This is a genomic window from Sorangium sp. So ce204 (genome assembly GCF_051526795.1).
In the GTDB taxonomy this organism is placed as follows: Bacteria; Myxococcota_A; Polyangia; order Polyangiales; family Polyangiaceae; genus Sorangium; species Sorangium cellulosum_B.
In genome coordinates, this window is the sequence record NZ_CP150317.1 from 903,720 (window position 1) to 925,849 (window position 22,130).

Here is a 22,130-nt window from a genome sequence, read left to right on the forward strand (position 1 = left end):
TCGTGGCAGAGAGCAGGGAGCGTGCCAGGGCGTTACTGCACTCTATTGCAGGAACGGATCACAATCGTTCGCGCTGGCCGCGCGCTTGCTGCGACGGGAGCAGGGATTGCTGGTGATGTGCTGCTGAGGCAGCAGTGAATCCGGCGTGGGGCGTGGGAAGGCCTCTGCCGATGGATGGTCGACCCCTGGTCGAGTACCCGGGAGACGTCGCGTCCGTCGGGATGAGGCGTGCTCAGATCTTCATCCTTCCTCCTCGTGTCATGGTTCGCAGCCCGCGCCACCTCAGCCAATGGCACCTCTGCTCGAGCGGTCATCCGTCTGCCACGCGCGGGCGTGGACGTGGACCTCCTCCCGGTGTGCCGGGAGGGCGCGCTGATGTTTTCCGCCTTGCTCTTCTATGACGGACAATAGTCTGCTATGACGGATTGGTCAAGACGCTCCGCGGTAGCGTCGATGTCCTCGACAAGAGGTGTGTGGACCGGCGTGCGACGGCGATGATCGCTGCGGTGGCCGGGATTGACCGGATGTGCGAGGGCTGTCTTCGTTGTAAGCTGCGTGCCATGACGCCTGCTCGCCTCGACGCCGGAGCACTCCATGGCTCGCATGGTACGGGACGCGACCGTCGCGTGGTCCGATGGCCTGGGCACTACAGCGTTGTCGTCGCCAGGCGCATGACGGCGACAGGCATGGATCGACGCGATGGCAGGTGAGCGCCCGCCGGACCGCATCCTGACCGCTCGTCTGACGCTGCGAGCGTGGCGGCCCGAGGATGCGCCTCTGATCAGGGAGGCGATCGACACGAGCCTTGCGCACCTGCGGCCCTGGATGCCGTGGGCCGCGCACGAGCCTTCCTCCATGGAGGCGACCACCGCGCTCCTCGAGAAGTTCCGGGACGACTTCACGGAAGGACGCGACTTTCATTATGGCATCTTCACGCGCGACGAGCGCGCCGTGCTCGGGGGTACGGGGCTACACCCGCGGATCGGCCCGGGCGCGATCGAGATCGGCTACTGGCTCCGGGCGACGGCGACGCGCTGCGGTTACGCGACCGAGGCGGTGGCAGGCTTGACCCGGGTCGCGCTCGAGGAGCTCGGCGTGAGCCGCGTCGAGATCCGCTGCGATCCGCGGAACACCGCGAGCGCCGCCGTGCCCCGGCGGCTCGGGTACCGGCATGTGACGACGCTCGAGGCGAACGCCCTGACGCCCGCGGGCGAGCCGCGCGACACGATGGTGTGGGCGCAGACGGCCGCGGAGCCCGCGGGATCGCGCCGGGGAGGCCGAAGCTCATGAGTCCATCGCCCTCGGCCGGCGCGCCGGGAGCGACATCGGACATGGAGTGGTGCATGGGGGTGATGGCGGCGCTCAGAGCTCGAGCGTCATCTCGATCATCGTACGGCGAAAGCCGAATCGCTCGAACAGGCGTTGCGCGGCGGCGTTCTGCGTCGCGGTATGGAGCACGACGCGCGGCGCACCCAGGGCGTGGAGGCGCGCGATGACGGCCTCGAGCAGGATGGCGCCAGCGCCGAGCCGGCGCGCGGGCTCGGCGACATAGATGTCGTGGAGGGCGCCGCAGGCGTCGAGGAGGCTGTTCCAGTCGCGCGGCTCCCGGCGGCCATAGGCGTAGCCGACCAGCGTCGGCTCGGCGCCGCCCTGCTCGGCGACGACGATCGTGGCGCTGGGGTTGTCGAGCTCGCTGGTGAGCCACCGTTCGTAGCCCGGCTCGAGCGGCTCCAGGCACAGGAAGCGGTGTGGATCAAGGGCGTGGTGTAGGCGGACGAGCTCCGCCGCGAAGCACGCCACCTCGGGCATGTCCTCGCGCTTGGCCGGACGGGCGGTGATGGAAGGGGTCATTCAGCCAGGATAGCGCGCTCCTGGCGGGATATCGACGTGGCGGACGTGCGAGACGGTCGACTGATCTATGCCACAGCAGAAGCAGAGATTGCGTTTGTGAGCTCGAGGAGCGACCGCTCATTCATTCGATAGGTACGAAATCCGGACATGACTTGCGCCATCGGAAGGCGCGCTCTGCTGCGGTATCGACGATAGGAGACGACCGCTCGAGGATGACATCCTCGATGCCCAGGGTCCTGCGTCGAAGGCGATGGCGGAGTACGTCATCGTCTGGTGGCGCTCGGAGCAACGCGCCTGAACGCCAACAGCAAGTGCAATGGAGGCCGGCAGGGCGCGCGAGGCAGCGTGCCGGCGCTGGCCCCTTCTGCTTGCGCGAGAGAAGGGCCCAGGTCGACCGAACCGACACTCCGGCCCCCCCGGCCGGGACGAATGTGGTAGCCTCGCACGCGGCGGCCTCCGGGATCCGTCGCTGACCTGAGATTTGCCTGGAAAGCAGAGTGGCCCGTGCGATTTCCCGCTGCAGCCTTCCTCCTCGTGGTCGCCTCCCTCGTTCCCGTGCTGCTCGTCCCGTTCCGTGCACACGCCCAGGCCTCCGGGACGAAGGTCAGTCAGCAAATACAGCGCCTCTTTAATCAAGCCATCGTAGAAATGGAGGCCGGCCAATTCCAGTCCGCCTGTCCGAAGCTGGAACAAGTAGTCGAGCATCAACCGGACGGACTCGGCGCCCGCTTGGCGCTCGCGGAGTGCTACGAGGGCATGGGTGACTTCGCACGTGCGTGGCAGACGTGTTTTGACACCAAGCTCGCGGCACTAAAGGCAAAGAACGGCAAGCGGGCACAGGACGCGGCTGGTTGTATGGTCGACCTCGATCCAAAGGTCGCGAAGATCGTATTCAACGTGGCCGAGGACGTCCGTTCCTTGCCCGATCTGGAGATCACGCTCGATGCCGCTCGCGTGGAGCTTTCGCGCTGGGGAGCACCGATGGCCGTCGCGCGAGGGGAGCACGTCGTGGTGGCGACAGCACGAGGAAGGCTGCCGTGGCGTAAAAGCATCACGCTGCAGCCAGGTGGTGACCCACAGCCGATCGAGGTGGACGCTCCGACGGCTGGTTCGTCCGCAAGCTCCGGGAGCAATGCCGGTGGATCGCCAGCGAGCACCGGCGCTGGTGCTTCAGGAGTGCTGCCGCCGAACTCGCAAGCAGGGACGGCTCAGGAAGGGACCGCTTCTGCGAGCGCCGCGCAGCCGGGTATATCGCCGCAGGGCACCGCGCGTCAAGGCGTGGCTCAGCAAGGTAAGAGCCAGGATATGGCTACTCAGAGCGCGGCACAGCCGGCCACTCCGTCGACCAAGCGGGTCGGCGCTACGGATCGTAACAATGAAGACGGAATTCGATCGCGCCAGCGTGCATTGGGTACCATGGCCCTGGGATTCGGGGGCGCAGGCGCTTTCGTGGGGACGGTACTCGGCACGATCTCGCTCAGGGTCGAAGACAAGGGAAACGCGCTAGGCACCGCATCGCTTATCACCTTGGCGACCAGCGGGGTACTGTTGGCAACTGGTGGCGTTCTGGTGCTCGCGACCGGTCCCAGCGGTTCGAGCGCCAACATCTTGCTCAACCCGCAGGGCGTCTCGGCGCAGCTGAGGTGGTGACCGATGCTCCACGTCGGCTGCTGTCTCTCATTAAGAACCGCTACGCCGCTGCAGTCGCATATCGACCCGGCCGCGCTTGGATCTCGGCTGTCTTTATCTCCATCGCATGTGCCCTGCATGCGACGGGTCAATGACTCAGGACAGGGCGCTGCTTGTACCGGCTGAACATCGTGTCTCCTGGAGCACCTATGGAGCCCTCGCACTTCTCCGTCCTGCACCCCGGCGCCCTCTTCTGCGGAAGATACGAGGTTGTCCGTTGCATCAAGGCCGGCGCGATGGGCGCGGTCTACGAGGTGCTGGACACCGTCACGCACAGCCGCAGGGCCCTCAAGGTGATGCTCCCCGGCATCGTCGACGATCCCGACCTGCGCGTCCGCTTCGCTCAGGAAGCCAAGATCACCGGCGGCGTGGAGAGCGACCACATCGTCCGGGTCTCCGACGCCGGCATCGATGCATCGTCCAGGATGCCCTTTCTCGTGATGGACCTGCTTCGCGGCGAGGAGCTGGGCAGCATGCTGAGGCGACGCGGACCGCTTCCGCCGGCGGAGGTGGTTACCTACCTCTTCCAGGTTGCGCTCGCCCTCGAGAAGACCCACGCAGCGGGCATCGTGCACCGCGACCTCAAGCCGGAGAATTTGTTCGTTACGTCGCGCGACGACGGAACGCCCTGCATCAAGATCCTTGATTTCGGCATCGCCAAGGTGGCGGCACAGAGCAGTCAGGCCAAGGGAACCGTGCCTATCGGGACACCGCTCTATATGTCTCCTGAGCAGATCCGCGGAGATGGTGACATCGGACCGCGTGCCGACCTGTATGCGCTCGGTCACATCGCACACGCGGTCCTCTCCGGGGAAGCCTACTGGACGGCGGAGATGAAAGCGGCGCCGTCCATCTTCCCCGTGCTGTCAAGAATTCTTGCTGGGCCGCTCGAGCCGCCGAGCGTGCGCTCGGCGTGGCGCGGCGTGGTCCTGCCCCCGGCCTTTGACGCCTGGTTCCTCCGCGCCACGGCTCTGCGCCCGGAGCACCGGTTCGAGGGGGCTCGTGCCGCGGTCGGCGCTCTCGTCGAAGCGCTGGGGCTGTCGAGCCCACGCGCCAGTCTGCCGTCGCATCATCGGTTGCTTCCAGAGACGGCGATCCCGATCGAGGGCGCCGGAGCTCAGGCAGTCCAGGCGCAGGATCCTATGAAAAGCCAGGGGAGTGGTCCACAGCCGCCGGCTGGCAATGCGACGGGCGCTCCCACCACACACACCACACGCATCTGGAGGCGGCGGCGTCGCGGACTGCTACCCTTGGCGGTCGCTCCTCTCGGGCTGCTCCTCCTCGGTCTACTCGGTTTCATGATATGGCGCATACCCCCTGGGCATGACGAGAGCCGCGCGGGCGATGCCGCGTCCCACGAGTCTGATGAGACGGACGGCGCCGCGAGCGCACAGGCGGTTGCAGAATCTGCAAGCACGTCGTCGCCCTCGGCTCCTCCGGCACCGTCTTCGCGTCCTCTGGAGCCTCTCCACACAGCAGCCGCGGCCGCGGGTCCTCCGCCGGCTCCCTCGAACGGCGCGAAACCCACCGGCGTGTCGATGGCAGCACCATCCAGAGCGGCCTCTGCGCCTGCCGCAGCGCAGGGCAACACTTCACGGCCAAAACCTGCGCCTACGCCCGCGCCATCAGCGTCGGCTGTGCGCAAACAGAGGAGCATCTTCTAGCTCCCTCGAACGGATCTTAGATGATTGGGATACGAACCTTCGAGACGCCAAGAGGAGAACCTCCTGGGTCTAATTGGCGCCTCGGCGTTTCTTGATCCGGTCCGCCGTATCCGGCGCGGCCGCTCGCTCCGCCTCAGCGCCCCTTTCCCGCCCCCAGGCCCTCCAGCGCCTGCTCCGCGTCGCGCCGGTAGGCGTTGTCGGTCGGCGCCGTCTCCAGGAAGCGCTGGTAATGGTGGACGGCCTTCTCGCGGTTGTTCGCCGCGCGGAGCGCCTCGGCGAGGAGGAAGTGCGCGTCGAACAGCCACGGCGGGGTCGAGCGATCCGGCGCCTCGCCCAGGGCGACCGCCTGCTCCATCTCGCTCGCGGTCCCGGCCCGGTTGCCGCGCGACGCGTAGATCTTGCCGAGGCGGTAGTGCCACTCGGGGACCTTGTCGTTGGCCGCGATCGCCTTGCGCCACGCATCCTCCGCGGCCGCCCAGCTGCCTTGATCCTGGTAGCAGAGCGCCATCGTGGCGTAGGCCTCGTAGCGGGACGGCCGCTTCTCCAGCGCGATCTTCAGATCCGCCAGCGCGTCCCGGCTCGCCCCCTGCTTCTGCAGCAGCACGCCGCGCTGCCAGTACGCGTCGCCGAGCTCCGCGTCGAGCTCCAGCGCGCGCCTCAGCGCCATCTCCGCGCGCGCGGTCTGGGCCGTCTCGTTGGCGCCCCAGCCGACGTAGAGGTGGTACTCGGCGCGGTTCGGATCGAGCTCCGCGGCGCGCTCCAGGAAGCGCAGCGCCTCGGCCATGTTCGTGCCGCGCACGAGGAGCGCGCGGCCGAGGAAGTGGTTCGCCTCGGCGGAGTTCGCGCGGTCCTTGAGCACGTCGCGCAGGATGGGCTCCGCCTGGCTCGCGTGCCCCGCCATGACCTGGGTCGAGCCGACGCGCAGCTTCAGGTCGATGTCGTTCGGCGCCTTGCGGAGCGCGTCGGCGTACATCTCCAGCGCGCGCTCGCTCTGGCCGGTCTCCTCGAACAGGAGCCCGCGCTCGAGCGCGAGGCCCGGGTAGTCCTTGTCGGCCGCCGTGACCTTGTCGAAGACCTTCGCGGCGTCCTCGAACCGGCGCAGGCGACGGTACGCCACGCCCAGCTTGAACTGGCTGCCGAGGTCGTCCTCCTTCGCGAGCGCGAGCTCGAGCTCCTGCCGGGCGTCGTCGTACCGCCCGGTCTGGAGCGCGACCTCCGCCTTGGCCTTGTGCAGCGCGGGCAGGTCCGGGAACTTCGCCGTCGCCTCCGACAGCTTCTCCGCCGCCGCCTCGTTGCGGCCCATGCTGGACAGGAGCGACGCCAGCGCCACGTACGCGTCGACGACCTCCGGGAGGTTCTCGGCCGACTTCACGGCGTCGAGGTACGCCTGCTCCGCGTCCTTCTTGTTGCCGAGCGCGAGCTCGGTGCGCCCGAGCCAGTAAGCGACCTGCGGGGCCGCCGCGTGGGTCTTCTGCAGCTCCTTCAGGAGGTCCTTCGCCTCCTTCATACGCTCCTGCGCCAGCCACGTCTTCGCCTTGCCGAGCTGCGCGGCGAGGCTCCGGGCGTCGGCGCGGGCCGCGGCCTCGAAGCGCGCCTGCGCCTCGGAGTAGCGGCCCGACCGGTAGAGGACCTCGCCGTTGCCGATGAGGGCGCGCACCGCCTGCGGGTCGAGCTTCACCGCGGCGGCGAAGGCCTGCTCCGCCGCGCTCATGCGCGACCTCGCGAGGTGGATGGTGCCGAGCAGCGTGTACGCGTCGACGATCTCGGGGTCGCTCGCGGCGGCCCGGGTCGAACCGTCGCCGGTGACCTTGCCGAGCAGATCGAGCGCCTCCTGCTCGCGGCCCGGGGTCTGCCAGAGCACCGACGCGATCAGGGTGCGGGCCCCGACGTGGTCGGGCGAGGCCTCGATCGCGCCGCGGGCGCTCGCCTCGGCGCCCGCGGTGTCCCTGGCGAGGAGCTGCGCCCGGGCCAGGCCGTAGAGCGTACGCGCGCTCTTCTGGAGGCCGCTCGCGTGCTGCCACGCCGCGATCGCCTTGGGGGCGTCCCTGGCGGCGAGCTCGATCTCGGCCGCGAGGACGGCGAGGTCGATGTCGTCCTTGAGCTGCGCGGCGAGCGCCTGCGCGGCCTGTCGCGCGCGCGGGAGGTCGCCGCTGGCCGCGGCCTGCGCCGCGACGGCCAGGGAGAGCAGGTCGCCCGGATGGGAGCTCGCGAGCGTGAGCATCTCCTTGCCGAAGGCGTCGTCGACGGTCCGGTGCCCGAAGCGGATGCTCCGCGCGAAGGCGATGTACGCGGCGTAGGCCATGGTCGCCCGGTGGCGCGGCGCATCGGCCCGCGTGGCGTTCGCGTCGTTCAGCGCTCCGTTGACGGCCGACGCGGTGTCCTTGCCGAAGGCCGCCTGGGTCCGATGGCGGAGCTCGGCGAGCGCCCCCTCGTGCGCGAAGGCGTTGAGCCGGTCGCTGATGAGGTTCACGCCGAAGGCGCCGACGTCCGGAACGAGCGCGAGCGCGCCGCCGCTGACGGCGGCGACCGCGAGCGCCGCCACGACGTAGCGCTTGATCTTCGACTTCTGCGGCGGCGCTTCCGTGGTCGCCGCAGGCTTCTCGGCCTGCGCGCCGGGACCGGCGCTCAGGTCGCCGATCTCGGTGCCCGCGCCGGTCAGGTCGACCTCGTCCCCGACGCTGGGGTGCGGCTCGCTGAGCTCGATGCCCCGATCGTCGGCGTCCGCGGGCGATTGCGTGAAGTTCGCGGAGCGGTCGGACGGATCGTAAGGGGTGGGCACGCCGCCGGGGGCGAGCTGCGTGACGCTCTCGCCGAGCGCGATCTCGTCGCCGAAATCGGCGGCGCCGAAGCCGGTGGTGGACGAGGCGCGGGCGTCGGCGGGCGGCGCGGCGCCGAAGCCGGTGGTGGACGAGGCGCGGGCGTCGGCGGGCGGCGCGGCGCCGAAGCCGGTGGTGGACGAGGCGCGGGCGTCGGCGGGCGGCGCGGCGAGGAAGTCGGCGGGGGGTAGGGCGCCGAAGTCGACGGGCGGCATGGCGCCGAAGTCGACGGGCGGCATGGCGCCGCTGCTGGGCGGCTCCGGCGCCGCCTGCGGCGGGAGGGGGCGCGGCCCGGGCGCCTGGAACGCGGCGCCCACGCGCGAGTCGTCGTAGTCCGGCGGGGCCTCGTCGAAGAGCTCGGCGCCGACGATGGTCCCCGGTCCTGCAGGTGAGCCGGCACCGGTGGCCTTCGAGGGGAGGGCGGAGCCGGTGGCCTTCGAGGGGAGGGCGGGGCCGGTGGCCTTCGTGGGGAAGCCCGCGGCGGTCGGAGCAGGGAAGCCCGCCTGGGCCGCGGCCGGGAGCCCGGCGCGCGCAGGCGAGGGGAGCGGCGCGGAAGCCGGCGTGGGCAGGCCCGTGTTCGAGAACGGGGCGGGCATGCCGATGACGGCCGGGGCCGAGCTCGGCAGATCGCCGGCGACGATGGGCAGGTCGCCCGCGGATGTCGCGGGCAGCTCGGCGTCGCCGTCGCCCTCGAGAGGCAGCTCGAGCTCACCGAAGCCGAACGACATGGATCCGCTGCTGGAGCGCGCCGGAGGAGCCGGGGGCACGTCGTCGTCCAGGTCTCCGAAATCGTACTCCGGGGCCACGCGCGGGGGCGCGTCCCCCGCACCGCGGGTGCGCCCGCGACCGAGCGGCTGCGTGGTGGCCCCGGCGTTTCGCGCGCCGAGCCCCGCGTCCCGCGCACCAGGCCCCGAGGGGGCGCCCGGCGCCGACTCTCGCTCGCCGAACCCGAGGGTGCGCCGGCTGCTCGGAGGCAGCGGCTCGACCCGCGCCGGCAGGTCGGTACCGGCGAACGCGGTCGGCGTCGCCGGGGCGGTGCGGGACTCCGCGCGCGATCGCGCCGGGAGCGCCACCGGCGCCCCGGGCGCATTGCCGTAGACGACCGGCAGATCGTCCGGGTTGAGCCCCTGCACCTCGGCGTCCGTCGGGCTCGGGAGCTCGACCATGAGATCGATCTCTCCGAAGCCGCGCCGCTGCGGCACGGTCTTGGCGTTTCGCCGATCGGACGGGGCGGGGCGATCGGGGACGTCCGGCAAGCCGATCTCGCCGAAGACCTCCGGACCCGGCGGCTCAGGAGGCGGCGCGGGCGGCGCAGGCACCGCGGGCGCTGCGCGGCGCGGCGGTGTCGGTACCGGCGCCGGCGCCGGCCCGGGGCGTCGGGGAGGCGCGACCGCGGGGAATGCGATGTCCTCCGGAGCCGCCATGGGCAGATCGGCGTCCTCGGTCGCCGCAGGGGCGCTCCGCTCCGAGAGCTGAAGGCCCCCCGCCCCGGCCCGCGGCGGGGGGGTGGGCACAGGCGTCGGCGCGGGCGCTGCGCTTGCGCCCCCCTTGGTCACCAGCAGGCTCGTACCGCACTTCGGACAGCGCATCCTGAGCCCCGCAGGGGGGACACGCTTCTCGTCGACCTGGTACGGCGATTTGCACCCGTCGCACTCGACCTTGATCATGCTTCCCGACCCGATGCCGGCGCTGCGAGCGCCTTCGCAGGCGCCCCACGCTCGTTCGGCCTGCGAAAGGCCGGGATGCCCCGACATCCGCTCTCCTTACTAGCAGGGGTTGCGGTCCTTAGGATCGCCTCTTCTGCCGGGCGCCCTCAAATCGGCGACTTCCTCGGGCATGTCGCGTGCGTGGTCCGGAAGCAGGAAGCGGACATCGCGCAGACGCGGGGCGGCCGGGGACGGAGGGACGCGGGGGCGGGCGGGACGGGCGGGGACAGCAGCGGGGACAGCAACGGAGCGGCGACGCCGTCTGGCAGGCGGCGCGTGTCGCCATCGCGGCCTCGCCAAGCGTCCTCCACCTGTGCTAACGCGCTGCCGCTCATGCAGCGCTCGACGGCGGTCATCTACACGCTCTTCTTCGCGGGCGCGCTGGCGTTCGTGATCACGCACGGCGGCTCGAAGGGGCGCGGCGCGGCCAGCGCGCCCGCCGACGCAGGCCCCGACGCCGCCGACGCCGTCGACGCCGCCGCCTCGCCTGCGACGGCCGACGCCGACGCGGGGAGCGACGCCGGCGCCGAGGGCATCGTCCAGGAGCGCGGCCCCGAGCCAGCGGGGCGCTCCGACGCGGGCGTCACGCTCCTCTCGGGAGAGGCGCCGCCCTCGCTGCCGGCCGAGGCGCCGAAGAAGGTGCGCTTCGGCGTCGTGCTCGTCCAGTACCGCGGCGCGCAGGGCGCGGCGCCGACCGCGCGCTCCAAGGACGCCGCGCTGGCGCTCGCCAGGGAGCTCGCCGAGGTGGCCAAGACGGACTTCAAGGCCGCCATCGAGAAGGGCGACAAGGGGTCGACCGACGACCTCGGCTACATCCCGCGCGGCGTGCTCGAGCCCGCGCCGGAGTACGAGCTGTTCAGCCTCTCCAAGGGGGGCGTGAGCGGCCCGGTCGACACGCCGCGCGGCTTTTGGATCGCGCGTCGGATCGAGTAAGTAGAGCGTACCGCGCGCGGCGCGTCGCCGTGGACGCGAACGAGTGGAGATACCGTATGGCGACGATCGACATCCGTCGGCAGCACGCGCTCACCAAGGACGAGGCCAGGAAGCGCGCGGAAGAGCTTGCGCGGGGCATGGAAGACAAGCTCGGCATCCAGTGGCGATGGGATGGCGACGTCATCCGGTTCGAGGCGCCGGGCGGCGCCGCGAAGGGGACGAAGGGCCTCGTTCGCGTCGAGGCGTCCGCGGTCCATGTGGAGATCGATCTCCCGTTCCTGCTGAAGGCGATGAAGGGCATGGTCGAGTCGAAGGTCAACGACAAGCTCGACGCCGTGCTGGGCAGGGCCTAGCCCGGCAGCCGGGCCAGGCGCCCCCCGGCGGCTCGATCGACCGAGCCGCCCCGCAGCGCGCGGCGCCCCCGGCCGACACGCGCGCCCTCCTCCTCGGCCCCGCGACCCGGCCTCCTCCTCGCGAGCGAGCGACCTCCGCTCGCGCGCGGCGCGACGCTGTTCGAGCCCGCTCCCTGCCCGGCGCGCTTTACTCCGTCACGTTCGGTTCGCTACTCTCCGCCATCGTCATGCGGTGCGCACAGATGAGACCCCGTTCGGAGGCGTCGCGAGCGAGATGACGGTTCAGGCACCCGAGGGGCAGGTGGAGAGCATGACGGCCCTGATCGCGCGGCTCCGCGCCGAGCAAGGCGAGCAACCGGAGCGGCAGCTCCAGGCGCTCTTGCTGCACGAGCTCGGCGCGCTCGAGGAGGCGCTCGGCGAGGAGCCCACGGCGGCGCGCGACTACCTCGCCGCGTTCAACGCGGACCCCCAGTTCCGCGAGCCGCTCGAGGCGCTGGTCCGCATCCTCACGCGGCGCAAGTCGATCAAGAACCTCGGCAAGCTGCTCGACGCGCTCACGCGCGCCGCGGCCACGCCCGAGGAGCGGGCGCGCTCGTTCTGGGAGCGCGCGGCGTACCTCCAGGACCACGAGCAGAACCTCGCGGCGGCCAAGGAGGCGCTCGAGGAGGCGGCGCTCAGCAACCCGGAGGACGCGACCCCCTGGCTCGAGCTCGAGCTCATCGCGGCCAAGGAAGGGGACATCGCCGGCCGGATGCGCGCGCTGGAGGCCCGCGCGGAGCTCGCGACGGACGCGACGTGGAAGGGGCTGCTCTTCATCGAGCTCGCCGACCTCGCGGCGGCGACCGAGAACGTGGAGCGCGCCTACGAGCTGCTCGACGCGGCGGCCGCGCTCGAGGGGCGGGCGCGCTTCAGGTCGCAGCTCGCGCTCGAGGTCATCGCCCGGCGCGAGGAGGACCTCGGCGCGCTCGCGCGCGCCCTCGAGGGGCAGGCAGAGCTCATCGCCGACGCGCTCGACGACGAGGCGAGCGGCGACGCCAACGGCGTCCCGCGGACCCTGCGCAAGCCGGAGCACGCGGCCGACGCGTGGCTCCGCGCCGCCGAGCTGACGCAGCGGGCAGGGACGGGCGGCTTCGCGTCGCTCCTCGAGCGGGCCGCGGAGCGGCTGCCCCAGTCGACGCTGCTCGGCCGGGCGCGCATCGCCGCGCTCGAGTCCGCCGGCGAGGCCGAGGCCGCCGCCAGCCTGGCCAAGCAGGAGATCGCGCGCGGCGCGAGCGGGCCCGGCGCCGCGGCCCTGTGGCTCCGCGTCGCCGAGGCGGCGGCGCTCGCGAGCGATCGCGAGGCCGCGCTCGCGGCGCTCCGGAGCGCGCTCGCGGCCGACCCGCAGTGCATCCCGGCCCGCGCGCTGGAGATCGATCTCCTCGGAGACGGCCAGGACCCGTCCGCGTTCGCTGCCTCGCTCGAGGCGACGGCGGCCTCGTACGCCAGCGACGACGCGCGGGGGCGCGCGCTGCTCCTCGCGGCCTACGTCTGGGCGGTGCGGACGGACGACGTGGGCGCGGCGAAGGCGGCCCTGTCGCAGGCCGGCATGGCCGGCGTCCACCCGGGCGTGCTCGCGCGCTTCGGCCGCTCGTTCGCGGCCCTCCGAGGCGACGCGGCCTGGTACGAGGAGTCGACGAAGCGGCTGCTCTCGACGGGCGTCGACCCGGCCGAGAAGGCGAGCCTGTGGTTCGAGATCGGCCGGAGCCGCCTCCTCCGGGGGGACGCGAACGGCGCCGAGGGCGCCTTCGCCGAGCTCGCGAACGCCGGCGCCGACGACGGCGCCACGCCGAACGCGTGGCTCGGGCGGGCGCTCGGCGCCTTCGCGGTCGATCTCGTCCGCACCCGGCGCGAGCGCGGCGACGAGCCCGGCGCCCCCGGCCCGCGGCGCTCGCCGACGGTCATCGAGGCGCTCGCCGAGGTCGAGGGCGAGGAGACCGCGCGCGGGCTGTGGCTCGTCGCCGCCCTGCGCAGCGCGCGCGGCGGCGATCTGGATCGCGCCCGGAGCCGGCTCCGGGCGCTCTTCGAGCGATCCGCGGACGACGAGGTCATCGCGGTGTTCCTGGCCGAGCTCCACCGGCGCGCCGAGAGCCCCACCGCCGCGGCCGCGACGCTCTCGGCCTGCGCCGCGGCGATCGACGACGCCGATCTCTCGGCGGCGCTGCACATCGAGGCGGCGATCCTGCTCTGGCGCGCCGGCGAGCGCGGGCGCGCCGTCGAGGAGCTCGAGGCGGCGCGCGGCAAGGCGCCGCGCGCCGGCGCGACGGCGCTCACCTGGGCCCTCCGCGGCCACGAGGCGGGCGATCTGGAGAGCCGGCGCCGCGCCCTCGAGGTCGCCGGCGAGGCGGGCGAGGACCCGGCGGCGCTCGCGCTGTCGCGGTTCGGCCTCGAGGTCGGCGCGGCCGAGGGCGGCGACGCCGACGAGGCGCTCGCGACGCTCGAGGCGCTGGAGTCGCAGGCGAGCGACGACCTCGCCCTGGCCGCCGCGCTCGGGCGCCTCCTCTGGCAGCCGGCCCTCGAGCAGCGCAGCGCCGTCGAGCGCGCGCTCGACTACATCGAGGAGCGCGGCGACGGCGCCGCGACGATCGCGCACGCCGAGCGCTTCCGCCTCGCGCGGACCCTGGACCAGGATCGCGCGCGCACCGCGGCGCGCGCGGCGGCGTGGGCCGCGGCCGACCCGAGCCCGCACGCCGAGCTCGAGTGGCTCGGCGCCGCGCTCGGCGCCGAGGACCGCGAGGCGGAGGTCGCCGCGCGGAGCGCGCTCGCGCGGCACATGGAGGGCGAGGCCCGCGCCGCGATGGAGGCCTCGGCCGCGATCGTCGGCGCGCTCGATCAGCCGAACCTGCCGCGGCCGTTCCTCACGGGCGAGCAGGCGCCCGCGCAGCTCGCCAACCTCGAGCTCGCGCTCCCCGGCTGCGATCCGCGGCGCCGCGCCGCGGCGCTGCACGGGCTCGGCGACGCGCTCGGCGAGGAGGCGCAGCTCACGGCGCTCGGCCTCGCGGGCTGGTCGGACTTCGCGGCCGGGGATCACGAGCGCGCGCTCGCCGCGTTCCGCGCGGTCGTCGAGCGGCGGCCCGACGACGTCGCCGCCTGGGAGGGCGTCCGCGCGACGTCCGAGGCGCTCCGCGACCCCGTGTCGACGGCGCTCGCCTCGGCGCAGCTCGGGGCGCTCTGCAGGGACGACGCGCGCGGCGCGGGGTTCTGGGAGAGCGCCGGGCTCCTGCTCCTCCAGCACACCGAGGCCCACGAGGACGCGGAGATCGCCTTCGATCGCGCGTTCGCGCGCGACCCGCGGCGCGGCGTCGCCTTCGATCGGCTGTTCCGCCGGGTCCGCGCGCGCAACGAGGACGATCGGCTGCTCGACATCATCGAGCGGCGGCTCGGCGTGGCGGACAACGACCTCGAGCTCTGCAAGCTGTTCTGGGAGCGCGCGCGCGTGCTCCGCAAGAAGGGCAGGCTCGACGACGCGCTCGCCGCGCTCGAGAACGTGACGCTGCTCGAGCCGGACCACATCGGCGCGCTGGCGCTCTCGGCCGACATCTCGAAGGCGCAGGGCGACCTCGGCCAGGCGGCCGCCTTCTACGCCGAGCTCTCGCGCGTCGCGAAGGCGCCGGGGGAGCAGCGCCTCATGTCGGGGATCACGGCCGTCGACGCCTACGAGAAGCTCGGCGAGCACGACAGGGCGCTCGAGGTGCTGATCGGCCTGCACCGGGCCGGGCTCTCGACGCTCGTCGTCCGCGAGCGCCTCGTCCGGGTCGCCGCCCGGGTCGGCTCCTGGGACGAGGCGACGCGCCTGCTCGAGGAGCTCATGGTCGAGCGCGACACCCCCGCGGGGCGGATCGAGGCGGCGCGCCTCGCGATGGCCATCTACCGGGATCAGCTCGGCGCGCCGCGCCGCGCCGAGCGGGCCGTCGCGAAGCTCCTCGAAGAGGCGCCGGACGACGGCGAGGCGATCGATCTCGTCCTCACGACGGACTACGAGCCCGCCTTCCGCACCCGCGTGCTCGGCCGCGCCAAGGCGACGCTGATCCAGGCGCTCGCGGTCGAGCCGATCGACGCGGACCGGGTCGCGCTCCTCGCGAAGATCGCCGGCGCGGGGCAGGACGCGGCGCTCCGGCAGGCCACGCTCGGCGCGCTCGTCTCGCTCACCCGCATCGACGACGGCATCTCCGCGGAGCTCAGGAAGATCGACGCCCGCGTCCCGGCGCGGCCGCAGATCGCCCTCGACGCCAAGGCCATGGCCGACATCGCCGATCCGCTCGACACCGGGCCCGTCGGCGAGCTGTTCGCGAAGATGGCCGAGACCATCTGCATGGCGCTCGGCCCCTCGCTCGTGTCGCTCGGCGTCGGCAAGAAGGACCGCATCGACTCGCGCGGCGGCCACCCGCTGCGCGTGGCGGTCGCCGAGTGGATGGGCGCGCTCAGCTTCGAGACGGACTTCGAGCTCTACGTCGGCGGCCCCAGCCCTCGCGGCGCGACCGGCGTCTACGGCCAGCTGCCGGCGCTCGTGCTCGGCCCCGAGATCACGACGCCCCTCGACGCCGCCTCGCGCTCGGCGATCGCGCGCGAGGCGTTCGCGCTGCGCCGGGGCATCTCGTCGCTCAGGACGCGGGACGACAGCACCGTCGCCTCGCTCGTCGCGGCCGCGTGCATCGAGGCGGGCCTCACGGTCCCGCAGCCGCCCTACGCCGTCTTCGGCGAGGTCTCGCGCGCCATCCACAAGGAGATGTCGCGCGCGACCCGCAAGGCCATCGCCGACGTCTGCCAGCGCATCGTGTCGAGCCAGCAGGACCCGCTCCGCTGGGCGCAGGCCGCGCGCAGGAGCATCGACCGCATGGCCGTCATCGCAGCAGGCGACGTCTCGCTGGTCCTCTCGGACATCCTCAATACCCCGCGCGAGCAGCTCGGCGGTGTCGTCGCCGAGAGCGATCGTGCGCGCCAGCTGGTCGCGTTCGTCCTCTCGCAGAGCTACCTCGAGCTCCGGAAGAAGCTCGGCATGGGGGTCCGGTGAGCAAGAATCCGCAATCCAAGAGCTCCTCTGGCGGCGGCGGCGACGAGGGCGCGCCGTCGCAGGAGAAGATCACGGTCCCCCCGCCGGCGATGTACGGCGCGGCGGTCTCGGAGGGCGACGTCGAGGAGGCCACGCTCCTCGCGAAGATCCCCGAAGAGCTCATCCAGTCGATCCGCGGCGCCGAGGAGGGCGAGCGCGCCGGCGAAGGCGGCCTGAAGCAGCTGTTCTCCCGCGAGCCCGTGCCCGTGCCCGCGAGGCCCGCGCAGAGCGCCGGAGAGAGCGACGCGCTGCTCGACATGCTGTTCGAGGATCAGCGCGCCGAGGACGCCGACGACGGGGTCGTGACCTCGGCGCCGGCGTTGCACGGGACGCGCCGGCCCCCGGCGCCCATCCCGCCGCCGCGCCCCCCGTCGCTGCCCCGCCCCGGCGCCCCGCCCCGCTCGGGCAGCAGGCCGGGCGACGTGAAGGCGTCGCTCGGCGCCGAGCTCACGCCCGGCGATCGGACGCCGAAGATCCCGCCGCCGGCCCCGTCCGCGAGGTTCACGGCGCCGCGCGCGCAGCCCGCCGTCCCGCCGCCCCCGCTGCCGCCGCCGTCGTCGCGCCGGGAGCCTGTGTTCGAGGAGGACACCGCCGAGGCGGGCGACCGCGCGACGCCCATCCCCGACGGCGGCGACTCCCCGTTCGAGTTCGCGCCGCCCAGCGGCGCCAGCAGCGGCCGGTTCGCGGAGGCGCACGCGTTCGACGACGAGGAGACGCACGGCATCGACGACGAGGAGACCAACGCCCTCGACGAGCCCGGGCCCAGGACCCGGCCGTACACCGGCCAGTCGTCCGCCTCCACCAGCCGCTGGGATCAGCCCGCCGCCGACAGCGATCCCGGCGAGCTCGTGGACGAGTCCAGCCTGATCAGCGGGTCGGCCGAGCCGACCGATGAAGAGCTCGAGGACGATCTCGCGCAGACGCGCGTCGCGACCCGGAGGCCCGACAGCGGCGTCGCCTTCGCGCCGCCGCGCCCGCCTTCCTCGCCGCGCGCGTCGTCGTCACCGCCGCGCCCGTCGTCGTCGCGCGCGCCGTCGTCGTCGTCGCCGCGCCCGTTCGCGCCGTCCCACGTCCGGCCGTCGTCGTCGTTCGTGCCGTCGTCGTCGTCGTTCGTGCCGTCGCCGTCGCGTGTGCCGTCTTCCTCGCCGCGCGCGTCGTCGTCACCGCCGCGCCCGTCTTCGTCGGCGCGCGTCCCGTCGGCGCCGCCCGCGGGCCCGTCGTCGTCGCCTTCTTCCCGCGCGCCCGAGAGCCTCCCGCCGCTGCCGTCTATCCCGCCGCCCGCGTCGGTGTTCGACGGCGAGCAGGACGCGAGCGCGATCCTCGTCCAGTCGCAGCAGCGCGACGTGTGGGCGGCGCGCGCCGCGTGGCTCCGCTCCGAGGCCGAGCTCATCGAGGACCCCGCGGCCCGGGCGCGCGCGCTGCTCCCCGTCGCCGAGCTCTACGTGATGGCCGGGGAGGACGCCACCGCCCGCGCCATCGCCGCCGAGGCGCGCGATCTCGCCCCGAGCCTTGTCTTCGCGCACCGCCAGCTCCGCGGCCTCCTGATGCGCGAGGCAGATCTGCCCGCCGCGCTCGAGGCGCTGGAGAGCGAGACCCGCGTCCTTGGCACGCCGGCCGCGCGCTGCCACAACCTCGTGCTCGGCGCGGAGCTCTGCCGCATCCCGCTCGCGGATCCCGAGGGCGCCCACAAGCGCTTCGAGCTCGCGGCGCGGACGCACCCGGCCGACCCGCGCGCGCACGTCCAGCGCTTCTGCGAGGCGCTCGCCGCGCCGGACTCGGACGCGGCGGCCTCCGCCGTGCTCGCGAAGTTCCGCCTCCCCGAGGCGCCCGAGCTCGCGCCGCTCGCCGCGGCGAGCGCTCAGGTCGCAGCGCACCGGGGCGCCCCGAGGCCGGCGCGCGGCCGCGCCGCCGCCGCCCCCGCCACGCCGTACGAGGCGCTGCTCCGCGCCCGCGCCCTGCTCGGCGCCGGCGACCTCGCCGAGGGCCTCGCGACCCTCGATCCCCTGCGCGGCACCTCGCTCGCGCCCGCCGTCGCGTGGCTCACCGCCGCGCTGAGCGCCGCGCGCAAGGAGACCCGCCCGGCGTCGCTCGGCGCGCTCCGCAGCGTCGCCGCCGGCTCGCACGGCGGCCAGGCGCGCCGCGCCCTCGCGGCGCAGGCGATCGAGCTCGGCGACGCCGCCGCCGTGCGCGACGCGACGCTCGACGACGGCGACGACGGCGGCGCCTTCTCGCCGGCCGATCGCATCGTCCTCTCGGCGCTCGCAGGCGGCGCCGCGGGCGAGATCGACCCGTGGCTCGACGCCCTCGCCGACGATCCCGAGTTCGCGCCGCTCTGCGCCGCGGCGAGCGCCGCCCTCAGCGACGCCGGCGGCGACGCCGCGGTGGCCTCCGTGGCCTCCGTGGATGGCGCGCCCGCGTCGAGGGGCGTGCGCCCCCTCGGCGGCCCGAGGGCCCGCGCCGCCGCGGCCCTCGGCCGCGCGCTCTCGCGCGAGGCCGTCCCCGCCGAGGGCGGCGTCGACGCGAGCGACGCCTTCTCCCGCGCGGTGGTCACGTACGGCGACACCGCGCCGGAGAGCCCGCTCTTCCAGGCGCTCGCGCTCGAGCTCGATCTCGACGGCGATCGCGGCGCCCGCGTCGCCCGGGCCGTGGCGTCGCTGCGCGAGGTCGCGTCCGAGCGCGACAGCGCGCTCGCCGCCGCCGTCCTCGCGGAGATCGCGGGCGATCAGCGCGCGGCGATGAGCGATCTCGATCGCGCCCGCGCCGCGGACCCGCAGCACGAGGGCGCCGCCCGCGCCCGCGCCGCGCAGGAGAGCGGCGTCGGCGCGGCCCGCATCCTCGCGGAGCACGCGCTCACGCTCGACGAGGGGCCGCGGGCCGCGGTGCTCGTCACCGAGGCCGCGATCCGCCTGCTCGACGGCGGCGACAACGAGGAGGGCGAGCGCCTGCTCTCGCGCGCCGCCCAGATCGATCCGAAGCTCCCCGTCGCGCTCCACCTCGGCGAGCGGAGCGCGCGCGCCCGGGTGGACCGCGACGGCCTCCTCGAGTGGCTCAGGGCCCGCCGCGAGGGCGCGGCCGACCCTCTCGAGCGGGCCCACGATCTCGTCCGCGAGGCGCTCCTCGTCGCCGAGGCCGACCCCGCGGCCGCGGCGTCGCTCCTCGAGACGGCGCACCGCTCGCGCCCCCAGGACATCGGCCTGCGCGAGCTCTTCGAGCGGCTCGCGCCGGAGCCGCCCGCCGACCGCGCCTCCTGGCGCGCCGAGCGCGCCGCCGAGCTCCTGCGCGCCCTCGACGCAGGCGGCGACGGCGACGCCGGCCTCTCGGGTGACGACCGCGCCGCCGCGGGCATCGAGGCCGCTCGCCTCGCGCTCGAGGCCGCCCTCGACCACGAGCGCGCCGGCGATCTCGCGCAGGCCGCCGCGTGCGCCCGCCAGGCGATCGCCGCCGGGGACAACGCGCTCGCGCCGATCGCCCTCTACCGCGCGGCCGTCGCGGGCCACGGCGCAGGAGAGCTCGTCGACGCCCTGATCCCGCGCGCCCGCGAGGCCGCGGACGCGGCGGAGCGCCTCGACATCTACGAGCGCCTCGCGGAGCTCGACGAGCACGGGCGCAAGGACGCCGGCAGCGCTTTGCTCTGGCGCCGATCCATCCTGGAGGAGACGCCGCACCACCTGCCGACGCTCCGCCGGGTCGCCTCCTACCTCATCGGCGAGGGCCGCGACGAGGAGCTCGAGCCGATCGCCCTGGAGATCGCCCGTGTCCTCGACGGCCCGGAGGCGATCGCCCACGCGCTCCTGTCGGCGCGGCTGCGCCTGCGCGTGCTCCCGTGGGAGGAGGCGCTCGAGCCGGTGCAGATCGCATACAGGAACGAGCCCCGCGGCATCTGGGCGCTGCGCCAGATGGCCGCCCAGGCCCGCGCGAAGGCGGATCACGCCCTCGCGATCGAGGCGGATCGCCAGCTCATCGAGCGCACCGATCGCCCGTCCGAGGCCGCGGCCCTCTCGGTGCGCGCCGCCAGGGACGCCCTGCTCGCGGGCTCGATCGAGGACGCCGTCGCCTTCTTCCGGCACGCGATCACGCTCGTCCCGCACTACCTCGTCGCGCACCTCGATCTCGCCGACGCGCTCGATCGCGGCGGCGACCCGGCGGCCGCCGCCGCGGCGCTCGAGTCCGCCGCGGGCGCGAGCGTCGGCCCCGAGGGGCGCGCGCACTCGCTCTACGCCGCGGCCGTGCTCTGGCAGGACAAGGTCCAGAACGTCGCGCGGGCGCGCGACGTCCTCGAGGCGGTCGCCACGGTCGATCCTTCGTACGCCGACGTCTTCTCGCGGCTCAGGGCCATCTACATCGCCGAGGGGGCGCGCGCCGAGCTCGCCGCGCTCCTCGAGCGCCGCCTCGAGGCGGTGACGGATCCCGCGGAGCGGGTCGAGATGGAGGTCCTGCGCGGCCGGGCGCTCGCCGACGTCGGCGACGCGGCGGCCGCGAAGCGCGCGCTCGCCGCCGCGCTCGACGCGAACCCCGATCACGTCGAGGCCCTGTCCGCGTTCGCCGACGTCTGCGCCGGCGAGGGCGACTGGGCCGGCGCCGAGCAGGCGTGGATCCGCCTCGCGCGCCTCGTGCCCGAGCCCGCGAAGCAGGTCGAGATCTACCTCCGCCTCGGCGAGCTCTACGACGAGCACCTCCCGAACGCGGAGCGCGCCGAGCTCGCGTACCAGGAGATCCTGAAGCGCTCGCCGGGCGACGTGAGCGCGCGCGAGCGCCTCGTCTCGCTCTACAAGCGCGCCGGCGACGGCGCCCGCGCGCTCGAGCAGCAGAACCTCCTCATCGGCGCCGCGGAGGCGCCCGAGCAGAAGTGCCGCCGCACCGCGGAGCTCGCCGAGATCTACGAGGCGATGGGGGACGCGAAGAAGGCCGAGGCCACGCTGCTCACGGCCCGCAAGACGTGGCCGAAGGACGACTTCGCCCTCGGCGCGCTGGCCCGCTACTACCAGCGCACCGAGCAGACCGCCGCGGCGACCACCCTGCTCGATCGCGCCCTCGCCGACGCGCGCCGCGCGCTCAACACCGGCCGCTTCGAGCCCTACCTCTTCTCGACGGTCGCGACGGTCGCGGAGCTCCGCGGCCGCGCCGGCGCCGCGAGGATCGCGCGCGCGACGGTCGACGCGCTCGACGGCCGCGACGCCGCGATGGGCGGCGCGGGCAACGCCGCCGGCGCGGCCCGCCTCGACGCCCACCTCGCGCCGGAGCTCATGACCCCGGCGTTCCGGGAGCTCCTGCTCAAGACGGGCCCGCTGCTCGACGCCGCGGTGCCGTTCGATCTGGACTCGATCCGCGCGACGCCGCTGCCGCCCCAGCACGCCGAGATCACCGATCTGGCGCGCGGCATCGGCGCGGCGTACGGCCTGCCCGGCCTGCAGGTCTACATGACGGGCGCGCTCGGCGCCGTCTGCGTGCCGGCGTCCACGAGCCCGCCCAAGATCGTCCTCGGCCAGGCGCTCGTCACCTCGCCGCGCGAGGACGTCCGGGTCGCCCTCATCCACCGCGCCGTCAAGATCCTCCAGACCAACGCCTCGGCCTTCTCGCGGACGGCGCCGATCGATCTCTGGCCGCTGCTCGCGGCTTACCTGAAGGCGTTCGTCCCGACGTGGTCGCCGCAGGGCGCGGACGCCGGGCGCCTGCGCGAGTACCACGGCCGCATCGAGCGGGTGATGGCGGGCGGCGTGGATCCGAAGATCAGCGTGCTCGCCGCCGACGTCATCGGCTCCATCGGCAACCGCGCCTCGACGTTGAACACCGCGATCAACGGCTGGGGGAACCGGGCCGCGTTCCTCGCCGTGGGCGATATCAACGTCGTCCTCACGGGCATCGCCTGGTCCGGCGGCAACACGAACGCGCCTCCCGCCGCGGGCAAGGACCGCGTCACGTGGATCGGGCGCAACGCGGAGGCGCGCGACCTCATCGTCTTCGCCGTGAGCGACGGCCTGACCGAGGCGCGGGAGCAGCTCGGCTTCAACGAGTGAAGGCACGTCCCCCCCCAC

At 73.9% G+C, this 22,130-nt stretch carries 9 protein-coding genes; 7 read left to right on the plus strand and 2 right to left on the minus strand.

The genetic code is table 11. From position 1 onward, the window contains the following. Positions 1 to 699: 699 nt before the first annotated feature. Complete coding sequence (locus WMF22_RS03365; protein WP_438034819.1) at positions 700 to 1,290, plus strand: GNAT family N-acetyltransferase; 591 nt, start codon at positions 700 to 702, stop codon at positions 1,288 to 1,290. Between the two features lie 72 nt (positions 1,291 to 1,362). Here the strand turns inward: WMF22_RS03365 and WMF22_RS03370 are convergent, their stop codons facing one another. Next, positions 1,363 to 1,851 (minus strand): N-acetyltransferase family protein, encoded by a 489-nt coding sequence (locus WMF22_RS03370; protein ID WP_438034820.1) that lies wholly within the window; start codon positions 1,849 to 1,851, stop codon positions 1,363 to 1,365. Between the two features lie 504 nt (positions 1,852 to 2,355). Here WMF22_RS03370 and WMF22_RS03375 point away from each other — a divergent pair. Then, the gene (locus tag WMF22_RS03375; protein WP_438034821.1) at positions 2,356 to 3,501 is read left to right on the plus strand and encodes a tetratricopeptide repeat protein; all 1,146 of its coding nucleotides are present in this window, start codon (positions 2,356 to 2,358) and stop codon (positions 3,499 to 3,501) included. Between the two features lie 188 nt (positions 3,502 to 3,689). Then, complete coding sequence (locus tag WMF22_RS03380; protein ID WP_438034822.1) at positions 3,690 to 5,204, plus strand: serine/threonine-protein kinase; 1,515 nt, start codon at positions 3,690 to 3,692, stop codon at positions 5,202 to 5,204. A 133-nt stretch (positions 5,205 to 5,337) separates the two neighbouring features. Here WMF22_RS03380 and WMF22_RS03385 read toward each other — a convergent pair whose 3' ends face one another. Then, on the minus strand, positions 5,338 to 9,687 hold the full coding sequence (locus tag WMF22_RS03385) for a tetratricopeptide repeat protein (RefSeq protein WP_438034823.1): 4,350 nt from the start codon (positions 9,685 to 9,687) through the stop codon (positions 5,338 to 5,340). Positions 9,688 to 10,059: 372 nt separating this feature from the next. On the opposite strand from WMF22_RS03385, the gene WMF22_RS03390 reads away from it, so the two are divergent. The 4 genes from WMF22_RS03390 to WMF22_RS03405 all read left to right on the plus strand — a co-directional run bounded on the left by WMF22_RS03390 (position 10,060) and on the right by WMF22_RS03405 (position 22,112). Further along, on the plus strand, positions 10,060 to 10,659 hold the full coding sequence (locus WMF22_RS03390; RefSeq protein ID WP_437297690.1) for a peptidyl-prolyl cis-trans isomerase: 600 nt from the start codon (positions 10,060 to 10,062) through the stop codon (positions 10,657 to 10,659). 56 nt (positions 10,660 to 10,715) lie between these two features. Further along, a complete protein-coding gene (locus WMF22_RS03395; RefSeq protein WP_272097713.1) occupies positions 10,716 to 11,012 on the plus strand; it encodes a polyhydroxyalkanoic acid system family protein in 297 nt (98 codons plus the stop codon). 274 nt (positions 11,013 to 11,286) lie between these two features. Further along, positions 11,287 to 16,059: a hypothetical protein gene (locus WMF22_RS03400; RefSeq protein ID WP_438034824.1), complete on the plus strand. Its 4,773-nt coding sequence runs from the start codon at positions 11,287 to 11,289 to the stop codon at positions 16,057 to 16,059. After that, positions 16,056 to 22,112, plus strand: a complete 6,057-nt coding sequence (locus WMF22_RS03405; RefSeq protein ID WP_438034825.1) for a hypothetical protein — start codon at positions 16,056 to 16,058, stop codon at positions 22,110 to 22,112. Before WMF22_RS03400 ends, WMF22_RS03405 begins: the two co-directional genes overlap by 4 nt. Positions 22,113 to 22,130: the final 18 nt, after the last annotated feature.

Bases quoted from the DNA above. Each gene is read 5' to 3' on its own strand.
- WMF22_RS03390 (WP_437297690.1), top strand. From the start codon at position 10,060: ATGCAGCGCTCGACGGCGGTCATCTACACGCTCTTCTTCGCGGGCGCG.
- WMF22_RS03365 (WP_438034819.1), top strand. From the start codon at position 700: ATGGCAGGTGAGCGCCCGCCGGACCGCATCCTGACCGCTCGTCTGACG.
- WMF22_RS03385 (WP_438034823.1), bottom strand. From the start codon at position 9,687: ATGATCAAGGTCGAGTGCGACGGGTGCAAATCGCCGTACCAGGTCGAC.
- WMF22_RS03400 (WP_438034824.1), top strand. From the start codon at position 11,287: ATGACGGTTCAGGCACCCGAGGGGCAGGTGGAGAGCATGACGGCCCTG.
- WMF22_RS03370 (WP_438034820.1), bottom strand. From the start codon at position 1,851: ATGACCCCTTCCATCACCGCCCGTCCGGCCAAGCGCGAGGACATGCCC.
- WMF22_RS03395 (WP_272097713.1), top strand. From the start codon at position 10,716: ATGGCGACGATCGACATCCGTCGGCAGCACGCGCTCACCAAGGACGAG.
- WMF22_RS03380 (WP_438034822.1), top strand. From the start codon at position 3,690: ATGGAGCCCTCGCACTTCTCCGTCCTGCACCCCGGCGCCCTCTTCTGC.